General features: G+C 69.1%; 19 protein-coding genes. 14 read left to right on the top strand and 5 right to left on the bottom strand.

Annotated elements, in window-relative coordinates:
* Nucleotides 1–210: 210 nt before the first annotated feature.
* The 6 genes from AB0I10_RS24425 (at nucleotide 211) to AB0I10_RS24400 (ending at nucleotide 5,913) form a co-directional block, all read left to right on the top strand.
* Nucleotides 211–1,566: an acyclic terpene utilization AtuA family protein gene (locus AB0I10_RS24425; RefSeq protein WP_363154729.1), complete on the top strand. Its 1,356-nt coding sequence runs from the start codon at nucleotides 211–213 to the stop codon at nucleotides 1,564–1,566.
* Between the two features lie 11 nt (nucleotides 1,567–1,577).
* Nucleotides 1,578–1,916 carry a DUF4387 domain-containing protein gene (locus AB0I10_RS24420; protein ID WP_363154728.1) on the top strand — a complete coding sequence of 113 codons (339 nt, stop codon included), beginning with the start codon at nucleotides 1,578–1,580 and terminating at the stop codon, nucleotides 1,914–1,916.
* 203 nt (nucleotides 1,917–2,119) lie between these two features.
* Nucleotides 2,120–3,514, top strand: a complete 1,395-nt coding sequence (locus tag AB0I10_RS24415) for a tetratricopeptide repeat protein (protein ID WP_363154727.1) — start codon at nucleotides 2,120–2,122, stop codon at nucleotides 3,512–3,514.
* Between the two features lie 198 nt (nucleotides 3,515–3,712).
* Nucleotides 3,713–4,144, top strand: a complete 432-nt coding sequence (locus AB0I10_RS24410; protein WP_363154726.1) for a protein-tyrosine phosphatase family protein — start codon at nucleotides 3,713–3,715, stop codon at nucleotides 4,142–4,144.
* Nucleotides 4,145–4,185: 41 nt separating this feature from the next.
* Nucleotides 4,186–4,581, top strand: coding sequence for a CPCC family cysteine-rich protein (locus AB0I10_RS24405; RefSeq protein WP_363154725.1), 396 nt, complete (start codon nucleotides 4,186–4,188; stop codon nucleotides 4,579–4,581).
* A 498-nt stretch (nucleotides 4,582–5,079) separates the two neighbouring features.
* Entirely contained in the window at nucleotides 5,080–5,913 is an 834-nt protein-coding gene (locus AB0I10_RS24400; protein ID WP_363154724.1) for an NAD(P)H-binding protein, read from the top strand.
* A 166-nt stretch (nucleotides 5,914–6,079) separates the two neighbouring features.
* On the opposite strand, the gene AB0I10_RS24395 is transcribed toward AB0I10_RS24400, so the two are convergent.
* Nucleotides 6,080–6,985, bottom strand: coding sequence for a LysR family transcriptional regulator (locus AB0I10_RS24395; protein ID WP_363154723.1), 906 nt, complete (start codon nucleotides 6,983–6,985; stop codon nucleotides 6,080–6,082).
* Nucleotides 6,986–7,193: 208 nt separating this feature from the next.
* Between AB0I10_RS24395 and AB0I10_RS24390 the strand changes: the two genes are divergently transcribed.
* Entirely contained in the window at nucleotides 7,194–8,360 is a 1,167-nt protein-coding gene (locus tag AB0I10_RS24390; RefSeq protein WP_363154722.1) for an MFS transporter, read from the top strand.
* Between the two features lie 423 nt (nucleotides 8,361–8,783).
* On the opposite strand, the gene AB0I10_RS24385 is transcribed toward AB0I10_RS24390, so the two are convergent.
* Nucleotides 8,784–11,417 carry a SpoIIE family protein phosphatase gene (locus tag AB0I10_RS24385; RefSeq protein ID WP_363154721.1) on the bottom strand — a complete coding sequence of 878 codons (2,634 nt, stop codon included), beginning with the start codon at nucleotides 11,415–11,417 and terminating at the stop codon, nucleotides 8,784–8,786.
* A 737-nt stretch (nucleotides 11,418–12,154) separates the two neighbouring features.
* Nucleotides 12,155–13,516, bottom strand: a complete 1,362-nt coding sequence (locus AB0I10_RS24380; protein ID WP_363154720.1) for a Cmx/CmrA family chloramphenicol efflux MFS transporter — start codon at nucleotides 13,514–13,516, stop codon at nucleotides 12,155–12,157.
* A 603-nt stretch (nucleotides 13,517–14,119) separates the two neighbouring features.
* Here AB0I10_RS24380 and gntA point away from each other — a divergent pair.
* Both gntA and AB0I10_RS24370 read left to right on the top strand, forming a co-directional pair.
* The gene (gene gntA / locus AB0I10_RS24375) at nucleotides 14,120–14,821 is read left to right on the top strand and encodes a guanitoxin biosynthesis heme-dependent pre-guanitoxin N-hydroxylase GntA (protein WP_363154719.1); all 702 of its coding nucleotides are present in this window, start codon (nucleotides 14,120–14,122) and stop codon (nucleotides 14,819–14,821) included.
* 209 nt (nucleotides 14,822–15,030) lie between these two features.
* Nucleotides 15,031–15,474, top strand: coding sequence for a hypothetical protein (locus AB0I10_RS24370; protein WP_363154718.1), 444 nt, complete (start codon nucleotides 15,031–15,033; stop codon nucleotides 15,472–15,474).
* Between the two features lie 33 nt (nucleotides 15,475–15,507).
* Here the strand turns inward: AB0I10_RS24370 and AB0I10_RS24365 are convergent, their stop codons facing one another.
* Nucleotides 15,508–16,818, bottom strand: coding sequence for an MFS transporter (locus AB0I10_RS24365; protein ID WP_363154717.1), 1,311 nt, complete (start codon nucleotides 16,816–16,818; stop codon nucleotides 15,508–15,510).
* 73 nt (nucleotides 16,819–16,891) lie between these two features.
* On the opposite strand from AB0I10_RS24365, the gene AB0I10_RS24360 reads away from it, so the two are divergent.
* From AB0I10_RS24360 to AB0I10_RS24350, 3 genes are all read left to right on the top strand, one after another.
* Entirely contained in the window at nucleotides 16,892–17,650 is a 759-nt protein-coding gene (locus tag AB0I10_RS24360) for a DeoR/GlpR family DNA-binding transcription regulator (protein ID WP_363154716.1), read from the top strand.
* Between the two features lie 4 nt (nucleotides 17,651–17,654).
* Nucleotides 17,655–18,275: an HAD family phosphatase gene (locus AB0I10_RS24355; RefSeq protein WP_363154715.1), complete on the top strand. Its 621-nt coding sequence runs from the start codon at nucleotides 17,655–17,657 to the stop codon at nucleotides 18,273–18,275.
* A gap of 164 nt (nucleotides 18,276–18,439) precedes the next feature.
* Nucleotides 18,440–18,820 (top strand): hypothetical protein, encoded by a 381-nt coding sequence (locus tag AB0I10_RS24350; RefSeq protein ID WP_363154714.1) that lies wholly within the window; start codon nucleotides 18,440–18,442, stop codon nucleotides 18,818–18,820.
* Nucleotides 18,821–19,017: 197 nt separating this feature from the next.
* Here AB0I10_RS24350 and AB0I10_RS24345 read toward each other — a convergent pair whose 3' ends face one another.
* The gene (locus AB0I10_RS24345; RefSeq protein WP_363154713.1) at nucleotides 19,018–19,647 is read right to left on the bottom strand and encodes an SUKH-4 family immunity protein; all 630 of its coding nucleotides are present in this window, start codon (nucleotides 19,645–19,647) and stop codon (nucleotides 19,018–19,020) included.
* Nucleotides 19,648–19,959: 312 nt separating this feature from the next.
* Here AB0I10_RS24345 and putP point away from each other — a divergent pair, with 312 nt between their 5' ends.
* Entirely contained in the window at nucleotides 19,960–21,462 is a 1,503-nt protein-coding gene (gene putP / locus AB0I10_RS24340; protein WP_363154712.1) for a sodium/proline symporter PutP, read from the top strand.
* A gap of 418 nt (nucleotides 21,463–21,880) precedes the next feature.
* Complete coding sequence (locus AB0I10_RS24335; RefSeq protein WP_363154711.1) at nucleotides 21,881–22,600, top strand: helix-turn-helix domain-containing protein; 720 nt, start codon at nucleotides 21,881–21,883, stop codon at nucleotides 22,598–22,600.
* Nucleotides 22,601–22,609 lie beyond the last annotated feature (9 nt).

Here is a 22,609-nt window from a genome sequence, read left to right as displayed (position 1 = left end):
GGCATGGGCAACAGGTCCATCGACAACGTACTGTTCGCTGGCCGCGCCAACGGTGCATGCGTACACACAGACCGGCGGTACCCCAAGATGCCGCAGCCGCCGACAGCTCCCGACAACTCCCGACAACTCCGATCACCGACTTCCGACGACCAACGTCCCACTACCAACGTCCCACTACCCACTCCCGACCACCACCTTCAGGAGGGCGCGATGGACGAGATCCGTGTGCTGTCCGCGACGGCGATCCTGGGCTATGGATTCCCCGACGAGTCGTTCGAAGCGGGCCTGGCCCGCAGACCGCACGTCATCGCCGCCGACGCCGGTTCCAGCGACCCCGGCCCGTACTACTTGGGCGCGGGCGAATCGTTCACCGACCGTACGGCGGTCAAGCGCGACCTGGAGCGGATGATCACCGCCGGGCAGAGCCTGGGGATCCCCGTGGTCATCGGGTCCGCGGGCGGTGCCGGGGCCGCGCCCCACCTGGCCTGGCTCCGTGACATCGTCGACGAGATCGCGGCCGGGCAGGGGCTCCGGCTGCGCGCGGCCGTCATCCCCGCCGACATCGACCGGGAGACCGTACTGCAAGCCTTGCGGGACGGCAGGATCAGCGCGGTTCCGCACGGCCCGCAGCTCACCGCCGAGGACGTCCGTGCCAGCACGCACCTGGTGGCGCAGATGGGCACCGCACCGCTCGTAGCCGCTCTGCGCGCCGGCGCCGACGTGGTCCTGGCCGGGCGTGCCTACGATCCGGCGGTCTTCGCCGCGGTGCCGCTGCTGCACGGCTTCGACGAGGGACTGGCCCTGCATATGAGCAAGATCCTGGAATGTGCAGCCATCGCCGCCCTGCCCGGCAGCGGAAGCGACTGCATGCTCGGCACGCTGCGCCAAGACCACTTCGTCCTTGAGCCGTTGAACCCGGCCCGGCGGTGTACCCCCACCTCGGTGGCCGCGCACACGCTCTACGAGAAGAGCGACCCCTACCGCCTGCCCGGACCCGGCGGTTACCTGGACCTCAGCGACTGCGTCTTCACTCCGGAGGACGAGCGCAGCGTGCGGGTATCCGGCTCCCGCCACATCGCCCAGCCTTTCGCGGTCAAGCTCGAAGGAGCCCGGCTGCGTGGCTACCGCACCGTGTCGGTGGCCGGCGCCCGGGACCCGTTCTTCATCCGCGAGATCGACACGATCGTCCAGGGCGTACGGGACCGCGTGGCGGACAACTTCCCCGACATCCCACCCGACAGCTACGACCTGCTCGTCCGCGTCTACGGGGCCGACGGCTGCATGGGCACTCTCGAACCGTCACCCCGGCCGGCAGGCCACGAGGTCGGCATCGTCATCGAGGCGGTCGCCGACAGCCAGCACCTCGCCGACACGCTCTGTGGCTTCGCCCGCTCCACGATGCTGCACTTCGGCTACCCCGGACGCCTGTCCACGGCCGGCAACCTGGCCTTCCCCTACTCGCCGTCCGACTTCCACGCCGGTGAGGTCTACGAGTGGAGTGTCTACCACCTGATGGCGACCGACGATCCGCTCGCGCTGTTCCCGATCACCTACCTCGACTACTAGGGAGGCCTGTCGTGACGGCAGATTCCGCAGTGACCGCTCCGCTGACCGAACTCGCCGACGTCATCCGCAGCAAGAACTCCGGACCGTACGAGCTCACCATCGACATCATCTTCACGGCCCAGGACCAGTACGACCTCGTCAAGCAGCAACGGGCCGTCAACCGAGACCTGGTGGCGGAGCTCTACCGGGTGCCTGTCGACGACGTCAGCGAGCCGATCTTCTACGATCCGGCGAAGGCCGTGAAGATCAACCTGCGCCGTCCCCTCGTCTCCGGGAACGTCGGTGAATGCGACGTCTACGGAGCGCAGCAGCACGGCCCCTTGCTGGCGATGCGTCTGCCGACCCCGTGAGGACGGCAGGCGGGCCTGGGTGAGATCCCTGCGGTACGGCACAGCCGGCAGTGGAGCCGTGCGTTCGCTTCCCTTGATCGCCCGGATATCTGCCGTCGGCGCACCCGGGGACCGGGTACATATGAATCCAGCGTCAGCCGCCGGGCCTGTCGCGCGCCCTCCACACCTGTCCAGTCCCCCCGTCCCCACCGCGAGGAGTCACCATGACAGCAGACCGGCACGGGCACGAAATGAGCGCTACTGGCGCCGAGGCCCTCCTCCATTACGAACAGGCCCTGGACGACCTGCTGTTCTTCCGGCCTCGGGTCCTTGAGACGTCGCAGTCGGTCCTCGCCGCCTCACCGCAGTCGGTGATGGGGCAGACGCTGGCCGCGTATCTGGGGGTGCTGGGGTGCGAGGAGAAGGACGCGGCTGTGGCGCGGGACGGCTTCAGCCGCTTCCGCTCCGGTCTGGACACGCAGCGGCTGACGCCGCGGGAGCGTATGCACGTCGCCGCCGCGACGGCATGGCTGGACGGTGACCTGCACGGCGCCGGCCGCACCCTCGGTGACCTCACCGTCGCCTTCCCGCGCGATGCGCTGGCACTCTTCGCAGGCCATCAGCACGACTTCCTGACCGGGGACGCCCAGCGGTTGCGTGACCGTATCGGCGGAGCCCTGGACGCCTGGGACGAGAACGATCCCCACCACGGGCCGCTGCTCGGCATGTACGCGTTCGGCCTGGAGGAATCGGGACATTACGAACATGCAGAGGAGACCGGCCTGGCAGCCCTCGCACAGCATCCCGACGATGTGTGGGGGATTCACAGCGTGGTGCACACCTACGAGATGCGGGGACGCTTCACGGACGGCATCCGCTTTATGGACGCCCGCACCGGCCATTGGGCGAGCGGCAGCTTACTCACCGTCCACAACTGGTGGCACTACGCCCTCTACGCCCTGGAGGCCGGCGACACCGCCCGGGTGCTTGAGATCTACGACGCCGCGCTTCACCACGACCAGTCGACGGGTGCGGCGATGGAACTACTGGATGCCGCGGCCCTGCTGTGGCGGCTGTATCTGGCCCGGGATCAGCACAGTGCACGCTGGGCCCGGCTCGCCGACGCCTGGGAGCGCCGCCACGACGGCCCCTACTACGCCTTCAACGACGCGCACGCGGTCATGGCGTACGTGGGTGCAGGCCGTATCGCCCAGGCACAGCGCCTTGTCCAGGACCGAGAACGCTGGGTCGCGGGGCAACCGCGTGTCTCCAACCGCGCCATGACAGCCGAGATCGGTCTGCCGGTCTGCCGCGCACTGATTGCCTACGGACAGCACGACTACGGCCTTGCCACGGATCTGCTGCTGCCCGTCCGCCACCGCCTGCATCTCTTCGGCGGCAGCCACGCCCAGCGGGACGCGATCCAGCGCACGCTTGTCGAAGCGTCCCTGCGTGCAGACCGCACCGACCTGGCCAGGACCCTGCTCAGCGAACGCAGCCGGCTTCGCCCGGTCTGCCCGTACAACTGGTCGGCCAAGGCCCGGCTGGAGGAACAGCTCGGCGACCCGGCACGGGCCGCAGCCGCCCGCGAACGTGCTGCTGCGCAGGCTCTGTCTTGAGCGGATCCGGCACGGCCGGCCAGCTGGCTGACTGGCTGTCCGACTGTCTGACGCACTGTGCGGTTCACGTGGCCGAGCCTTGTCCTCACGTGGCCGAGCCTTGTCCGGCTCATGAGTGAATTAGCTCTCTTCGGGCGGGCGGTGGATGGCACGTGGGCGGCCAACCCCGCCCCGGCCCGATGCAACTATGGTGAACGGGTGACCGAGACCTGGAGGGCTACTGACCCTGGTGTCCTACGGCTGCCGTCCGGACGCCTGGTCCGGGGCCGCGCGCTCCGCCGACCGCTTCCGGCCGGGCCGACGCCCACCTATGCCGTCTATCTGCTGGGCAAGCAGCCTCCCGAGGTCCCGTGGGAGGTCCGGTGGCTGCGCTGGCCGGACTTCCGGCTTCCCAGCAGTCACACACAGGCCCAAGCCATCCTCGGTGAGGCATGGGGCCGCGCCGACGCCGAACGTGTCGAGATCGCCTGCGGCGGAGGCCGCGGCCGTACCGGCACAGCCCTGGCCTGTCTCGCCGTCCTGGACGGAGTACCGGCCGACCAGGCAGTGGAATTCGTCCGCGGGAACTACGACCACCGGGCCGTCGAAACCCCCTGGCAGAGTCGCTACGTCCGCCGCTTCGCCGGATGACCTTTGCCGGCCGTCGGGCCTGCACATAGGTGTCGGGCAGGATGACGGGCGTGATCCTGACGTATCCCTGCGTGTGCTGCGGCCGCCTGACCATGGCGGAGCCACCCGGCTCGTATCAGATCTGCCCGGTCTGCTTCTGGGAAGACGACGCTGTGCAATTGCGCTGGCCCGACTGGCCTGTTGGCGCCAACCGGACTTCGCTGATCGAGGCCCAGCAGAACTTCCAGGACTACGGAGCATGCGACGAACGGTCGCTGGAACACGTCCGCCCAGCGATGGACGGCGAGCCGTTGGACCCGAGCTGGCGCCCCATCGATCCTGAACGCGACCACTTCGAGCCCCAGGCCGTCCAACTCGCCGCATGGCCCGACGACTACACCGTCTTGTACTGGTGGCGATATCGGAACACCGGGTTCTGGCGCCCTCCGCCTCGGTGAACTTCCTGACCCGGGGCTGCGGCTGATGGGGCGGATCCACCTCGATGTGTCGTTTTCCCTGTCTCGTCCGCGACGCCCCGCGTCGGGGCGGACGGTCCGGTGGGGTGGTTCCGGCCGGTGCTTCGGTGACGGGGGGCCGATCCGGTTGTGGGGGGAGGGGCTGGAAGGGGAGTTCGCCGGGGAATCCCACGGCCAGGGCGAGCTGCCGGCCCGCGAGGCGCCGGGCGTCGGGCGTCGGGCAAGGCCAGGGCGGGTTCGCCGGCGATGAGGCGGGTGGCCAGGCCGGCGAGCAGGGCGAGTACGACGGTGGCCACCTCGTCAGGGACGCAGTCGAGAGCTCGGCGGGGGTCGGCTGACGGTCGCCCGGTGGCGACTGCCTCTCGGTTTGTGCAGCAACGGCAGCGGGGCGCCGCCGTCTTCGCCGTTGACCCGAAGTGCGCTTGAGGTTCTAGCGTGTCGTAGGCGTGATCACCAGCTGACGACAGGAAGAAGCCAACGATGATCCTCGTGACCGGCGCAACCGGAAACATCGGAAGTGCACTGCTGAGGCAGCTGCATCTGCGCGGTGCCACGCCTCTGCGCGGTCTGACCCGCGACGTGGCCCGGGTCTCATTCCCCGAAGGGGTGGAGGCTGTTGAGGGCGATCTCACGCGGCCGGAATCACTGAAGTCCGCGTTGGACGGCGTGCGTTCGTTGTTCCTGGTGTCGGGCATGGGCGCAGAAGCCGACGTCCTCGCGGCGGCCCGGCAAGCAGGTGTGGAGCATGTGGTGCTCGTGTCGTCCATCACGGTTCAGACGCATCCGCACCTGCCCGCCGCCGGCGAGAACCTGGCCGTCGAGCGGCTGCTCAAGGCCAGCGGCATGGCCTGGACGATTCTGCGGCCGACGCAGTTCGCCTCGAACACCCTGTGGTGGGCGGAGTCGGTCCGCGAGCACAGGACGGTCCGCGTGCCGTATCCGGACGTCGGGCTTCCCACCATCCACCCCGCGGACATCGCGGCGGTGGCCCGAGCGGCGCTGACGGACCGGAGGCATCAAGGGCGGACGTATGCGCTGACGGGGCCGGCACGGATCACTGCCGGGCAGCAGGTCGACGCCATCGCGGCAGCTCTGGGGCACGAGGTGGCCGTCGTCGGGATCAGCCGAGGGGAAGCCCACCGGCAGATGGCCTCCTTCATGGGAGACCGGACCGCGGATGCGGTGCTCGACCTGATGGGCGGCGACGTCAACGACGCGTTGCTGAAGGTGCGCGACACGGTGTCGCGGGTCACCGGCTCCCCGGCCAGGCCGTTTCAGCAGTGGGCTTCGGAGAACACCGCAGCCTTCCGCTGAGCCCATGCACAGCATGGCCTGCGTCGTGCGCACCTCGCCCGCGACCTGGCTCTAGCGGATGGCGAGCGCAACGTGCGCAGGCCATGACGCCGTCCGCCTGCCCAGCAGCGGATGAACTCACGGTCCCGCATGGCGGGTTGTCTCCCGTACGTCCGGAGTCGGCACCTCACCGTCCGATGCGCGGCCCGAGCTCCCGCGCCAGCGCCACCGTCAGCCCGCGGAACACCGCTACATCGGGAAGGGTCTCTCCTACGCGTACGGCGAGATAGCTGCTCTCCCACGGGGCGTCCAGTACGGGCACGAACACCGCTCCCGGCCAGGCGTAATACCGCGCGAAGGACTTCAGCCCCGAGCCCGCCGCGCGCCCGGCGACCACACCGGTCAGCACCTCCTGCGGCGTCAGTGCGACATCCGCGCTGCGCCGCCGGGCCTCGTCACCGAAGTAGAGATAGTCCGTGAAGGTGCGCGGCGTGTGCCCTGGCACCCGGAAGAACGGGAGGTCCGCCACGTCGGCGACGCGCACTCCCTCGTCCCGCGCCGCCGCGAGCGGCGAGGAGTCCGGCACCACGACGATCCGCTGCTCGGTGGTCAGGGTGTCGGTGGCAACCCGTTCGTCGTCCGGCGCGGGGCGGACGAACGCCACGTCCACCCGGTCTTCCACCAGCGCCGAGGAGTGCTCCGTGAAGTCCAACTGCCGCAGCTCGACCGGGACGTCGGGGCGTGCCCGGCGGAACGCGTTGACCGCGGCGGGGGTGAGCTCGGCCGAGCCGTGCCCCATGATGCCGACACGCAGCGGCCGCGGTGTCCCGGCCGAGGGGCGGATGAACTCGGCCATGTCGTTCTGTGCGGCGTCGGTGATGGCGAGCAGCGTACGGGCGTGGCCGGCCAGTCGCCGGCCCGCGGGGGTGGGGGAGACCGGGTTGCGGTGGAGCAGCTGCGTGCCCTGTTCGTTCTCCAGCCGCCCCACATGCTGGGTGACGGCGGCGGGGGAGAGGAAGAGCCGCTTGGCCGCCCTGCCGAAGTGGCCTTCCTCCACCACTGCCAGAAACGATGACAGCAGTCGAAGATCCATGCGGCCAGCTTAAGGGCCTGTCCGATGGGTTATGGCCGGGCCCGGCAGCCACCCTAGGCCGGCCCTCTGACCTGGCGATACGGGCGTTCACGATTCGTGAACGCGGGCTGCGCGAGCGGTGCGGCGATCCGTAGAACTGACCGCTATGAGCACAGGAATCTCCACTCGGCCCACCCCTTCCGCCCCAGGGGCGCAGTCCGCGCCCCGCATGCGACGCCTCGGGCTGCGCGCGGCCTGGATGATGACGGCCTCCGGCTGGAGCGCCAACCAGTTCTCCGCGCTGCTCGGCACCTACCGCTCCGAGCTGGGCCTGCCCGAGTCGACGGTTACCGGGCTCTTCGCGCTGTATGTGATCGGCCTGATACCCGGGCTGCTGATCGGCGGCCCGCTCGCCGACCGCCGCGGCCGCCGCCCGGTGGCGCTGACCGCGCTGGCCGTCAATCTGCTGTCCACCTGTCTGCTGATGGCGGGCACGTCCGCCACCGGATGGCTCTTTCTCGGCCGGTTCCTGACCGGGCTGGGCGCAGGCGCGTTGCTCGCGGCGGGCAGCGCGTGGGTCAAGGAGTTGTCCGGCCCGCCCCACGCGTCGCACATCGCGCCGGTGGCCGCGGCGAAGCGGTCCGGGCTGTTCGTCTCGGCGGGCTTCGCCTCCGGCGGGCTGGTGGCCTCGCTGATCGCCCAGTGGGCACCGCATCCGATGGTGGCCGCGTATGTGCCGCACTTGGTGCTGGCCGCCGGTGCCTGGGCAGCGGCCCGCACCGCGCCGGAAACCCGCCCCGAGGAGCCCGCTGCGGGGCAGCGCGGCACGGCGCCCGTCGACTGGTCCCGTTTCCGCCGCGCCGTACTGCCGCTCGCCCCCTGGATCTTCGCCGCCCCGACCATCGGCTTCGCCACCCTGCCCGGGCTGGTCGACGGCGGCCTCGACGGATGGCGCACCGTCTACGCCGGGATCGCCACCGCCGTCGTGCCGGGCGCCGGGATGGCGGTTCAGCCGCTGGCCCGGCGGCTGGCCGCGCGGCACCGGGCGGCCACCGGGACCGCCGGACTCGCGGCGGTCGCCCTGGGGTTCGCGCTCGCCGTACCGGCGGCGTCGGCGGCACAGCCGGTGCTGGCACTGGTCGCGGCGGCCGTGCTGGGCGCGGGGTACGGGCTGGCGCTGGCGTTCGGCCTCACGGAGGTCGCCGCACTCGCTCCGCCGGAGTGGCTGGCCCGGCTGACCTCGGTGCTGTGGACGCTGGCCTATCTCGGCATGTTCGCGCCCTACGTCGTCACGTTGTTGTCCGGCGCGTTCGCCGTCCCGGCGCTGCTGGGCGCGGGCGCCGTACTGGCTGCGCTGTGCTGCGGCGCGTTCGCCGCGCTGAACCGGACGCGGTGACACGGGAGTGCGGAACCGGGCACGGGGAATCTCCCGAATGGGCGGGGGCGGTTCCGTGGCCTGAAGAACGGTGCGGCTCTCCTTCTCTACACCCTCTCTACGCTATCTCTACTCCCTATCTAAGCCCTATCTAAGCCCTATCTAAGCCCGCCGCACGTCCCGCCGCATAGCGTCTGAAATGCGGCCCGCTCGTGCGGGGACGGCATGGCGTACTCATTTCTGGGTGACGCGTGACTTGTTATCACGGGTTCTTTGGACGCTTATCTTGTGTGCTTGTCTTTTGGTGCTTGCCTTGAGTGCTCATCTATGTGGGCGATAAGGATTTCCCTGAGATATCCGCTATTCCCGTAAGGCCAGTACTCCCGCTGATCGAGGTACCAATTGCGGCGCGGCAGGTTTTTTCTGACAGCCAAGTGGGCCGGACTACGCCAGAAGGGGCGCGTCAAGGGTCTGTTCCGCCCAGATGATCTTGCCGTGCGGTGTGTAGCGGGTGCCCCAGCGCTGGGCGAGCTGGGCGACGAGGAAGAGACCGCGGCCGCCTTCGTCCTCCGCGGCGGCGTGCCGGAGGTGTGGGGAGGTGCTGCTGGTGTCGGAGACCTCGCAGGTCAGGGTGCGGTCGTGCAGCAGGCGGACCCGGATCGGGCCGGTGGCGTAGCGGATGGCGTTGGTGATCAGCTCGCTGAGGATGAGCTCGGTGCTGAAGATCGATTCCTCCAGGCCCCACCGCGTCAGCTGCCGGGCGAGGGTCGCGCGTGCCTCGGCCACCGCCACCGGGTCGGAGGGGACCTCCCAGCCTGCGATGCGCTCGGGGTCCAGACGGCGGGTGCGCGCGACGAGCAGGGCGATGTCGTCGCGCTGGCGGTCCGGGAGCAGGGCGCCGAGTACGGCCTCACAAGTCTCCTGCGGGGTCCGGCCGGGATGCCCCAGCGTCGTGGCGAGGATCCGCAACCCGGCGTCGATGTCCCGCTTGCGGTCCTCGACGAGCCCATCGGTGTAAAGGACGAGGCTGCTGCCCTCGGGCAGGCGCAGGTCCACCGCCTCGAAGGGCAGGGCGCCGACTCCGAGCGGCGGGCCGGTGGGGAGTTCGGGGAACTCCATGGTCCCGTCGGGGTGGACGAGCGCCGGCGGGAGGTGGCCGGCACGGGACAGGCTGCACATGCCGGTGGAGGGGTCGTAGATCGCGTACAGGCAGGTGGCGCCCGCGACCATCGCCTCCTCGTTCGCTGCGGCCGCCTCCTGGTCGATGCGGTTGACCAATTCGTCCAGGAAGCCGAGGAGTTCGTCGGGCGGCAGGTCGAGGGTGGAGAAGTTCTGCACCGCGGTGCGGAGCCGGCCCATGGTGGCGGCGGCGTGCAGACCGTGGCCGACCACGTCGCCGACGACCAGCGCGACCCGGACGCCCGGCAACGGGATGACGTCGAACCAGTCGCCGCCCACCCCGGTCTGCGCGGGCAGGTAGCGGTGGGCGATGTCGAGCGCGTTCTGCTCGGGCAGGCCGTGCGGGAGCAGGCTGTGCTGCAAGGTGACGGCCATGGCGTGCTCGCGCGTGTAGCGGCGCGCGTTGTCGATGCACACGGCGGCCCGGGCCGCCATCTCCTCGGCCAGGGACACATCACCCTCCTCGAAGGGGGCGCTCTCCCGAGAACGCCAGAAGTTGGCGACGCCCATGAGGACGCCGCGCGCCTGGAGCGGAACGGTGATGAGCGACTGGCATCCGTGGTTCAGGACCAGCTGGAAGCGTTCCGGGTCCTGGGCGCGCCAGTCGTCGGCGGCTCGTATGTCGGGTACGAGCACGGACTGTCCGGTGACGAAGCCCGTGGCCATCGGGGTGGGCGCGGCGTATCTGTGGAGCTCGCCCGCCCGGTAGAGGGGATGGTCGTCGCTGAGGCCGGCCAGCGCCACGCGATGCAGTTCCGGCGCCTCGCTGTACGACCCCGCCGGCGGCTCCTCGCCGCTCAGGACGGGCACGGCGAGGTCGACCGTGGCGTAGTCGGCGAACCAGGTCACGGCGACCTGGGTCAGCTCCTCGGCGGTGCGCTGCACATCGAGGGTGGTGCCGATGGCCAGGCTCGCGTCGTACAGCAGCCGCAGGCGGCTCTGGGCGGCCTCCGCCTTTCCCGCGAGGGCGAGGAGCTCGGTGGAGTCCCGCAGTGTGGCCACGTTGCCGGGCGGGCCTCCCCGGCGGTCCGTAGGCCGGTTGTTCACCGCCAGCAGTCGGTCGCCGACCGGCAGTACCTCGTCGGTGACCACGCGCCCCGAGACCAGCAGTTCGGTCATCCGGGAGTCGAGCCCGAGGTCGGTGACGCTGCGCTGCTCCACGTCGGGGGCCAGGCGGAGCAGCCGGCGCGCCTCGTCGTTCGCCAGCAGGACGCGCCGGTCCGCGTCGACGATGAGCACGCCCTCGCGCACGGCATGCAAAACCGCGTCATGGTGCTCGTACATGCGGGTCATCTCCGTCGGGCCGAGCCCGTGGGTCTGGCGCCGCAGCCGCCGGGTCACCAACGCGGTGCTGACCGTGGCCAGGGCCAGCGCGGCGGCCCCTGCTCCGAGTACGACCGGCAGCTGCCGGTCGATCGCGCTGCTCACCCGCCTGACCTTCATGCCGGACGACACCATGCCCACGACCTTGCCCCTCGCGTCCGTCACCGGGACGACCGCCTGCACCTCGTGGCCGAGAGGGCCGTAGACGCTTTCGATGGTGACGCGACCGGCGAGCGACGGCCCGATGGTGCCGACGAAATGCCTCCCGATCTGCTCCGGCTTGGGATGCGTGTAGCGGATGCCGGCCCGGTTCATGACGACGATGAAGTCGACGCCGCCCCGCTTCCGGGCGGTCTCGGTCAGCGGTTGGAGCACCTTGGCCGGGTCGGGGCCGCGCATGGCCTCCACCAGACCGGGGCTGTGGGCGAAGGACTCGGCCGCGCCGAGCGAACGATCGCGTGCCCCCTGGAATCTGTCGGTCCGGGCCTGGAACAGCAACGTGCTCACCGCGGCCACGACCAGCAGCAGCACGATCAGGACCTGCAGGACGAACATCTGACCGGCGACGCTGCGCATGCTCGCCAACGGGCGCAGGCGCCACGGTGATCGCTTCGGCGAGCTTTCACGCCGCTCTCGCCGGCCGTTGCCGCCCAGGCGCCGACCCGTGAACCAGCGTCCCGAAGGTGGCCACGGGAAGCGGCCGGAGATTCGGGCCATGGTTCATATTTACCGCGCGCCTGCTGTATCCGATACACACCACGCCGAGTTATCGAATAAATGTTCGACGGATTCTTGGTTCGGTTGGCCGTCGCTGTCGGGGCGCGGGATGCGCCTGGTGCTCCTGCCGGGCCGCACCGACAACCCGGAAGCGGCACCCGGCGAACAAGCGACTCGGTTCGCTGAACGGCTCGACCACCCGCGCCGATTTCCCGCTTCACTGCGCGCCGCGAGAGAATTCCACACGTTGAACAGAGAGGCTATCTCTCCCGCCACGACCGGCAACGAATGCGCCTCGCCGGAAGCGCTGGAATCAATTACCGCGAAGCGTATCGAGGCTGGACTGGACTGGACTGGACTGGGCGGGGCCGGGCGGACCGGAAGGTGTCGAGCGGATTGTTGTTTTCGCCCGCCTATTCAAAAAACCTTCGCCCTGACTGAGAGGCTCCTGCCCCGGGGCGGGTGCCAGGCCGCCGAGCTCGGTCAGACCGGCGAGACCGCGCATCGGCGGGCCGGCGTCTGTGAAGCGCGTCGCGCCGGCGCCGTCGTCAGCGACCAGGGTGTGGCGCAGCGATGACGAGGGGGTGAGCCGCCCGTCAGCGCCCGGACTTCACACCGGCTCCGATCGGATTGGAGGAGGCGGGAGGGACGGACGACGGGTCGGACGACAGGGCAGACGGCGGGACGGACGACGGGGCGGACGGCGGGACGCACGACGGGGCGGATGACGGAACGGGCGACGGAACGGACGACGTCGCGAGGGTCGGGCCCTCGCCCGGCCCCGCCCCGGTGATCCCAGGGCCCCGATCGGCTCGTCGCTGGAGGGCCGCCGCCCAGCCCGTCGCCGCGAGGGCGAGCGCACCGGTGCCGGCGCCGACCCAGGCCACCGAGGCGAAGCCGAACCCGGCGTCGATGGCGAGGCCGCCCAGCATCGGGGTGAGCGTGATCCCGACATTGAACGCCGAGGTGTTCACGGCCGGTGCCAGCGTCGGCGCGTCGGGCGCGAGCCGGAACACCCGTGACTGCACAACCGGGTTGACGACGTATCCGGTTACCCCGAGGACGAAGACCAGCGCGATGGTGACGCCGAGGCTGCCGGCCGTCAGCGCGAGCGCCGCGGAGGCGACGGTGAGCGCCCCGCCCCCGATGACGAGGGTGCGCAGCGGCGCGGCGTCGGCGACCCGCCCGCCGAGCGTCACGCCGATCAGCCCGCCCGCCCCGTACAGCGAGAGTAGAACCGGTACCCACCCCTCGGGCAGCCCGCTCACGTCGGTCAGCAGCGGTGCCAGGTAGCTGAAGGTGACGATCGCCGCGCCGAAGGTCAGCAGCGTGACGAGGTAGGACACCCACAGCGCCGGACGGGCCAGACCCTTCAACTCCCGTCGCACCGACGGCATTTCCGCGCCCTCGGCACGTCCGGCGGGCAGCACGGCCAGCAGGGAGAGCAGGCTGAGTACGGTGAGCCCGGCCACGCCCCAGAACGCCGCGCGCCAGCCCACGTGTTGGCTGAGGAGCGTGCCGGCCGGCACGCCCACGATGGTGGCCAGGGTCAGCCCCATACCGACCACGGACAACACCTTCCCCTTGGCCCCCGGAGGCACCAGGCTCACCGCCGTCGCGGCGGCCACCGCCCAGAATCCGGCGTACGCAAGGGCGCTCACCACGCGGGTTGCGAACAGCACCCAGTACCCCGGCGCGAGCGCCCCCACCACATGCCCGGCAACGAAGACGAGCTGGAACGCGACCAGTGCGGTGCGCCGCGGCACCCGCAGCGTGGCCACGGCCAGCGCGGGCGCGCCGATCACCATCCCGACGGCGAAGGCGGAGATCAACAGCCCGGCGTCGGGGATGGAGACCCCGAGGTCGGTGGCGACGTCGGGCAGGAGTCCGGAGAGCATGAACTCCGATGTGCCTTGGGCGAAGATGCCCAGGCCTATGAGGTAGACGGCAAGTGGCATGAGAATGCGCTCCGTTGAGTGGGGGAGGGATTGTTCAATTTTTGGATTGCTCGGTACAAAATGAACTCAAGATGGGCCCTCGCGCGTGGAGGGGTGGGTGTCAGGCCGCCGAAACGGCAGGGTGGGTGGGGTGGGTGTGACGCGCGGAAGCGGCCGGAGCTTCCTCTGGGGTGGCCCGCTCGATACCGGAAGCTAACACCTATTGGATCAGTTGGTCCAATACTCTCGCCGATGGCGTAGGGGCAGGCCACATGTCGGGCCTGCCGGGTATCGGGCCTGCCGTGTGTCGGGCCTGCCGTGTGTCGGGTCTGCCAGCTGTTGGGTCTGTCAGGTGTTGGGCTTCCGTGAAACGTCGTGAACATCACAAGATGGGTGTTTGGTCGCAGCGAGCCCGCCATGAAATTTCGTTGAACGGCCTTGGAGCGTCACAATCACCCAGTGACCTTCCCCGTTCTCCAGCGGACTCGGTCCTGCCCGCGTGCGGTGACGGCTACCGCAGCCGCCCGTGGGCCCGGGTGCCGCAGGTGCGGGGTGGGCGCATTCGGATGCGTGAAGGAGATGATCTCCCTTCGAGGAGGCACGTTGGTGGAAGGAAGGCTGGCCATGACGGCGGATGCGCGTGGTGAGGTCGAGGAGTTCATGCTGGGGAAACGTTTCTCCTGTCTGGCGGGTCGCTCCGCCTGGCGCCAGGGCGGCATCACTCACCGGCACTACGACCTACTGGGGAGTGAGGAGTCCGCCCGGCTGATGGCGCTGGATCTCACGGAGTTCGTGGGGTCGGCGGACTGGAGCGCTCGGACGTTCACCAGTTTCGTCGCGACCTTCGCGCAGCCTCGCGGGGTGGATGAGCTGCGGTTCGAAGAGCTGCTGTGGCAACAATTGCAGCTGCTCCACGAGCAGGATGCTGAGTCCCATCACTGGGCCGAGGGCTACTCGTCGGATCCGCAGTCCAGCAAGTTCGCCTTCAGTGTGGCCGGCCATCCCTTCTTCGTGATCGGCCTGCACGAGACGCACCGCCGGTGGGGCCGTCGGCCGCCCTTCCCGATGCTGGCCTTCAACTCCCATGAGCAGTTCGACCGGATAAAGGGCGCCGGCATGTGGGACCGGCTGGCGGAGAAGATACGCCAGCAGGACATCAAGCTGCAGGGCGATATCAATCCCAACTTGTATGAGTACGAGCATCTCTCCGAGGCTCGTCGCTACTCCGGCCGCCCCAAGCCCGCCGACTGGCAGTGCCCCTTTGCCGCCCGTGACACGGGGCAACAGCGCGAGGCGGATCGTGAGCTGACCGTCTCGCCGGTGTGAAGCGCGCCTGCATCAGGACGCGGCGGCTGCCCTTCGAGTGGTAGACAGAGGGCGTGGGGCAGCCGTTGAATCGGGAGACGGGCTCTGACGATCAGCTCCGGTGACGGCGGCTGTTTCTTTTGTTTCGAATTGACGCGCATCTTTGGGTTTACCTATGGGTTTACTCGTGGTTTTACTTGTAGGGTCGCGCGTCGGAATCGGAGTCGGCCTTGGAGCCCGTACCGAATGGCGTCTGTGCGATCGCCCGCCCCGGTGAGCAGCTGCTCACCCTGCAAGGCGGGTCGCCGCCGCCCGGGACACCTGTGGCGCTCCTGCGTCCCACGGGTAATCCGGGGGAGCAGGAGTGGCGGGTGGCGGGGTTGGGGAACGGTACCTGCACCATCCGCAGTCTCAGCAGCGAGACGTATCTCGGCTTCGAGGGTGAACCGGAGCCGAACAAGCCCATCCGGGGATTTCCCGAGCCTTGCGAATGGGCGCTTCACCGGAGTTCGTCGCCACGCACTTTATATATTGCCGTTCCCGGCAGTCCCATTGACGGCCCGGAATTCGTCGTCGACCTCAGCCTGCTGAAGATCTTTCCGCCCCGTATCGCCCTGCGGCCGCTGGATGTGGACAACCCGCACCAGGCATGGACCTTCGAATTCCACGAGTAGCCTCCAGCGGGAACCTCATGTGGCTCGTGTCGGTCATACCGTCTCGGCCTCCAACAGGGTGGGAGCGTTGCGCTGGGACCGCAGGATGCCGGCCGTGCAGGCGGCCACGGCGCAGAACGCCACGGGCAGGAAGAACGTGAGGTTGAGCGGGATGAAGTGGGTCAGCGGCCCGATGATGGCGGGCCCGGCGAGCATGCCGAGGTAGCCGAGGCCGGCGACGCGGGAGACGTTGGCTCCGGCGGCGGCCGGGTCGGCGTGGCCCGCGGCACTGAAGAGCTGGGGTATACAGCCGGACAGCCCGGTCCCGAACAGGGTCCAGCCGGTCAGCGCCAGGGGAATCCAGGGGGACAGCGCCGCCACCGTCAGACCTAGTGCGGCCAGGGACGCGCCGTAGCGGAGGACGGCCACCGAGCCGAAGCGCCCGGCCACCCGGTCGGTGAGCAGGCGGCCGATGGTCATGGCAGTGGCGAAGGCTCCGTAGGCGAAGGCGGCGGTGGCTGCGGGCGCGTCCAGGCCGTCTCGCAGATGGAGCACGCTCCAGTCGTTGGCCACGCCTTCGCAGAGCATGAGCATGAGCGCGAGAGCGGCCAGTATCCAGATGCGCCGGGGCGTCGTCCTGCGACCGTTCTTCGCCACGGTGGCGGGCCCTTGAGAGGTCTGGGCTTGTGCAGTGTCGGCCTGTGCAGTGTCGGCCTGTGTGGTGTCGGCTTGTGCTGTATCGGCCTGTGAGCTGTGGGCCTGTGTGGTGCCAGCCTGTGTGGTGCCAGCCTGTGTGGTGTGGGCGTTGTCCGGCCGTAGCAGTGCGGGGGCGGCCAACGCGACGATGGCCAGGCCGAACAGTGCCACCGCGCCGAGAGTTGCCGCCGGGCTCCAGCCCCAGCTCAGCGTGCGGGCGCCGGCCAGCGCGGCAAGGACGCCGCCGATGGAGAAGGTGGCATGGAAGGCGGACATGACGGGCCGCCGGTAGCCGCGCTCAACCTGTACGGCGTGGGCGTTCATGCTGACGTCCAGGCAGCCGTTGCCGAAGCCGAGCACCAGCAGCGCCGCCCCCAGCGTCCAGGCATTCGTTGCCAGGCCCGGCAGGACCACGGCGGCGCTGCACAGTGCCGCGCCGACCGGTACGACGGTGCGGACGCCGGAGCGGTCGGTGAGCGGGCCGGCGATCTGCATGCCCGCGAAGGCTCCCGCGCCGAGCAGCAGCAGGAGCCAGCCGAGCACGGCATGGCTGATGCCGGCGCGATGCTCGATGGCGGGGATGTGGACGATCCACATCCCCATGAGGAAGCCGTTGAGGGCGAAGTAGGCGAAGGTGGCCAGTCGGCCGCCCCGCAGTGATCTCTCCATGCAAACGAACATAGCGAACAAATTCAATGTTCGAAAGGTTGCGATTCGAACGCACTCGATGTTCAATCTGGGTATGGCGAGCACAGACCGACTGAGGCAGATCACCGATGCCGTGCGCGAGGCGGGCCGTATCGGCGTCGCGGAGCTGGCCGGACTCACAGGCGCTTCGGAGATGACCATCCGCCGCGACCTGGAAGTCCTGGCCGACCAGGGCGTACTGGAGCGCTACCGAGGAGGAGCGAGAAGCCTGCTGCTGCGCGGTGACGAACCTCCCTTCGCGCTGCGGGCGCAGGAGGGGCTGGAGACCAAGCGGCGCATCGCCGCCGAGGTTGCCGAACTGATCGCCGACGGCGAGTCCGTTGTCCTCGACAGCGGCACCACCTGCCTGGAAGTGGCCCGCGCGCTGGAGCACCGTCGCCTGACCGTGATGCCGCTGTCCCTCCACGCAGTGAACGCGCTGAGCGCGGCACCGCGGCTGACGCTGCTGGTGCCCGGCGGCCGGCCGCGGCCGGGCGAACTGGCGCTGACCGGCCCCCTGACCGCGGCGTCACTGGCGGCCCTGCGCTTCGACACCGCCGTCATCGGCTGCTGCGGCCTGACCGCAACGGACGGCCTGACCGCGTACGACCTGGACGATGCCGCCGTCAAGCGCGCCGCGATCGCCTCGGCCCGCCGCGTCATCGCCGTCGCGGATGCCGCCAAGCTCTCCCGCACCGCCCTCGCCTTCGTCGCCCCGGCGTCCGGCCTGCACGCCGTCGTCACCGACGAGGCCGCCCCGAACGACGAGACCGACGCGCTGGCCACGGCGGGCGTGACCGTACGGAAGGTGTGACCACGTGACCGGCACCGTGCTCTTCGACCTGTTCGGCGTCATCGCACGCCACCAGTCCATGGCGGGGAAGGACCGGCTGGCCCGGACGGCGGGCGTGCCCGCCCCGGCCTTCTGGGACGCCTACTGGGCGCTGCGCCCGCCCTACGACCGCGGAGACGTGACCGGACCCGGCTACTGGCAGCAGGTGGCCGACTCCCTCAGCACCCGCTTCGACGACCAACGGATCGCGGAACTCGTCGATGCCGACATCGCCAGCTGGAGCGCCGTCGACGAGACCATGGTCGCCCTGGTCGAAGACCTCGCGGCAGCCGGCCGGCGTATCGCTCTGCTGTCCAACATCCCCGAGGAGTTGGCCGCCCACTACGAAGAACACCACCCATGGCTCCGGCACTTCCCGATACGCGCCTTCTCCTGCCGTATCGGCCACGCCAAACCCGGCTCCGACGCCTACCGGTGGTGCCAGAACGCCCTGCACACCGAACCGGATCGCATCCTCTTCGTCGACGACCGCCAGGACAACATCCGGGCCGCCGAGGCAACCGGCATGCACGGTCACCTCTTCACCACCCCCGCCCGGCTGAGGGAAGCACTCGTCCAGTGGGACTCCGCCCCAACGCGATCGTGAGCGCCCGTCAGGATCCGCTCAACCGGTAGCCCGCCGAGCACGCTCACCTGGGTTTCGGGCTGTACCGAAACGCCTGGCCCACCTGGCGCGCGGCGCGCACGCTGTTGGACAGGCCGGAACGCTCGCACCGGCCTGTCGACCACCGAACACCAGGGGGAACTCTCATGAGTCAGGTCCGAACGAAGATCAAGGCGGCGGCAGCCACCACCGCGCTCGCCGGCCTCGCGGTGCTGCCGCTCGCGGGAAGCGCCCACGCCGCGCCGGCGGCAGCATCGTCCCATGGATGCCCGTCCGGGTACGTGTGCCTCTACCCGAACGCGAGCTGGAACGGCGACAAGCCGATCTACAAGTGGTACACCTACGGCGCCCACAACATCAGCAACCAGTTCGGCGTCAAGAGGTTCTTCAACAACCAGACCGGCGGAGCCATCGCCCGTAACTGCACCGGCTCCAACGGCACCGGCTGCCAGGGGATCCAGACGGCCGGTACGTACGCCGACTACGACTACACGCCGTACAACTCCGTTCTGCTGGCCAAGGGATGACCTGTCCCGGTCGCTAGTGCGGTGACGCACCGACACTGATCCTGCGAGAGTCTCGATTGCCCGGCGGAGTGCTGGGCGATCGAGACCGCGGGCCGGCATGTCGGTGTGTCGGTGTGCCGGTGTGTCAGTGTGTCGGTGTCGCCCAAGGGGCGACTCCCCCCGCCTACTTCGAGGCAGGTTCTGCGGGCGGGCTCCCGTCAGGAGCGCGTACCCAGCTCTTCCGCCACTTCGTACTCCTCTTCCAGTGCTTCGGTGACCTTCTCCCACAAGGCGGATTCCACAGTCGGGTCGAGTTCCTCGATCGCTTCCCGGAACTGCGCCAGAGCCTCAAGCGGTTCCGGCCCCTCAAGCAGTTCCGCGAAGTTCGCGGCCAGCCCCAGCGCGCCCGCCAGTACCGGCAGCGAGGAGTGCGCCTCCCCGGCGTAGCCCGCCGCGTGGTCCCAGCCGTTCGGGTCGTAGAGATCGACGTGCCCCCACTCGCCGTCCACCATCAGATAGGACTGCTGACACTCGCCGAACTTGAAGGCGTACTTCGTGGGTGGGGAGTCGTCGTCAGGGGTCCGCCGCCCGAACAACTCGTCCGGGTCTTCCGCCCACGGGCCGTCGTCCTTCAGATCGCTTGAATCGAAGTCGATGAATTCGAGGAACCCGTCGATCCTTACCGCCGGGAACCCGACCGTGGTGAGGAACTTCCTGGTTTCTTGGTGTTCCAGCCGCGCCGGCAGCTCCGCCTCCGCGGGCCGCCACAGCGAGCCCTCCCCGAAGCGGGACTCCAGCCACTTCGCTGTCGGGTTCTTGGCTGCCGTTATCCACTCATCCACGCTCACGTGGCCCCCTTGGCCGGTCCGGCTGATGTGACACCACCAGTGAACCCGACGCTACTGACAACCTGGCCGCAGCCCCTTCCGCGTCCGCCTGTATGTGGCGCGGCCGCGCCCCAGGTCTCGGGCTCATGGGCCTGCCGTTGCCGGGGAGATCTGCGAAAGGGGTGACGCTTTCGGTGACGGGTCCGTATTGTCGGCTCGCGCTGGGGTCTTCTTGCTCCGGGATTTCATTCGGGCTTCTGCTCGGAGGCCCTGCAGTTCTTGGCGGTTGCCTGTATTGAGGGAGCAGTGGTGACACTCCTGATAGTTCCGGTCATGATCACATTTGGGGTATTCCTGCTGGCCATGGTGGCTGTGGGATTCTGGACGTATCAGGACACGTTGACGTTTTCTGATTTTGCATTGGGTGGACGTCGACTGAGTGCGCCGGTGGCGGCTTTGTCGGCAGGCGCGAGCGATATGTCGGGTTGGTTGTTTTTGGGGTTGCCGGGGGCGGTGTATGCGGCAGGTATCGGTGCGACATGGATCGCCGTGGGGCTGGCGGTCGGAACGTATCTGAACTGGCGTCTGGTGGCGCCGCGTTTGCGTACGTACACCGAGCGGGCCGGTGACGCCAAGACGCTGTCGGCGTATCTGGAGGAGCGGTTCGAGGACGGGAGCAGGATGCTGCGCGTCGTTTCGGCGACAGTCATCGTGGTGTTCTTCACCGTCTACGTTGCCAGTGGTCTGCTGGCCGGGGGTGTGCTGTTCGAGGGGATCTTCGGCGGCGGTTTCGAGTTCGCGCTGACGGTTTTCGCCGTGGTGATTGTTGTCTATACGGTCCTGGGCGGTTTCCGCGCGGTGAGTGTGACGCACTCGGTGCAGGCCACATTGATGTTCTGCGCGGCAGTGGCCCTCCCGGCGATCGGTATCGGACTGCTGGGCGGTTTCAGCGCGCTCCGTGGTGCGCTCACCGACAAGAGTCCGTCTCTGTTGGACATGGGGGCTCGGGCCGGCTTCGACGGGAACCGGTGGGCGTCCGGTGAGCCGCTGGGTGTGGTGGCGGTGATATCCCTGCTGGCCTGGGGGCTGGGCTATTTCGGGCAGCCTCATGTCCTGGCGCGTTTCATGAGTATCCGCAGCACTCGTGACATCCCTGTGGCCCGGCGCATCGGTGTGGGCTGGGTGGTCGTCTCGCTGGCGGGTGCGTCGCTTGTGGGGCTGGTGGGGATCGCTGCGCTCGACCGTCCGCTGGACAATCCGGAGACGGTCTTCATCGCGCTGTGCGCCCAGTTGGTCAATCCCTGGGTGGCGGGCATCCTGCTGGTTGCCGTGCTGGCCGCGATCAAGTCCACGGCGGACAGTCAGCTGTTGGTCTCGGCGATGGCCCTGACGGAGGACTTCTACCGGACTTTCGTCAAGCGGCAGGCCTCGGATGCGGCGATGGTGCTGGCGGCTCGCGCGACGGTGGTGGCTGTCGCGCTGGTGGCCTACGTCATCGCGCTCAGCGGCGGCGCCGTACTGGATATCGTCGCCTACGCCTGGGCGGGTTTCGGTGCCGCCTTCGGCCCGGTGATCCTTCTGTCGCTGTACTGGCCCCGTATGACGCGCGCCGGCGCGATGGCCGGCATTGTGACGGGAGCCGTCACCGTCGTCATGTGGAAGCACATCGACCCGCTGCTGGGGCCGCTTGAGTCGGGCATCTACGAGATGGTGCCGGGGGTGGTTGCGGCCACGGCGGCGGCGCTGCTCTTCGGGAAGTTCGTCGGCCGTCCTCCGCGGCGCGTGTGGTCGGGGCCTCTGGAGAAGAAGGACACCTCTGCGGTGCCGGCTGGTTGAGCGGGCGTAGGTCGGGTTGTGGGCTGCGCGGAGTGCTGGTCGGGTCGCTGACGGCGGACATGTGGGTGAGACGGTGGTGTTGCCGGCCGGGCGCCGGATGGATTGCCCGGCCCCGGACTGGCGACCGCGTCGTCACCGCCTGTTGAGGCCGTTTCGCGGTGTGGTGATTTGTGTATCCGCTGTGCGGCTCGCCCGGCCCTCTCCGCCCTCACCCCGTGCACATATGGGTCGCAGCAGAACGAACGGCCATCGGTAAAGCCGCATGTGACGTCGTGCCGGGCCGGGGCGGGTCATCACCATCAGGGGCCGTGTGGCCCGCTGTTGGCCGGATTCGTCTCTTACGTTCTGGCGTTGCGGACCCTAGCTTGACTGTATGACCGGATTCGAAATCTGGTCACGGGGTCGGGGGAGGGGGATTGTGGAGCAGGCTGAGCGTGGTGAACGCATCCTGGCGGCGGCGGGTGAGCTGTTGCTGGCGTGGGGCTACCGGCGGGTGACCATCGATGAGATCGCCCGGCGCGCCAAGGTCGGCAAGGGCACCGTCTATCTGCACTGGAGGACGAAGGACGCCCTGCTCCTGGCGGTCCTGCTCAGGAACAAGGCGCGAAGTCAGCGGCGGGAGCTGGAACGTATGCGCGCCGACCCGCTGGAGGTCCTGCCGAGCCGGATGATGTGCGGGCACTACCGCGACTTCCTTGAGGATCCGGTCCTACGTGCCATCTATACCGACGACTCCGACATCCTCGGCCGGCTCAACGACATCGCCAAGAAGGAGCTTGCGGGGCTGATGGCGGAGGGCGAGCGAGTCTTGTGCCGCCATCTCGAAGTGCTGCGCGAGCACGGCCTGGTGCGCGACGACACCGACGTCACCCACCAGCGCTACGCCCTGATGGCCATGGCTACCGGCTTCTTCATGGCCGAGGCGCTGTTCTTCGACCGTGCCCCGGACGCTCCGGAGGTACGGGCCGACATCCTCGCCCATACGGTCCGCAGCGCGCTGGAAACCCCGGCGGACTCCGGCCCCCTTGCCGACCGGGCCAGAGCGGCCGCTGCCGCTGCCGCGCCCGAGATCATCGCACTCTACGAGCGCCTGGACGAGCTCAGCGCACAAGAGATGCATCGGCAACTGCGTCAATGACCCCCCACA

This window comes from Streptomyces sp. NPDC050636, assembly GCF_040654775.1.
Taxonomy (GTDB): domain Bacteria; phylum Actinomycetota; class Actinomycetes; order Streptomycetales; family Streptomycetaceae; genus Streptomyces.
This window is presented reverse-complemented; position numbering and strand designations above follow the sequence as displayed.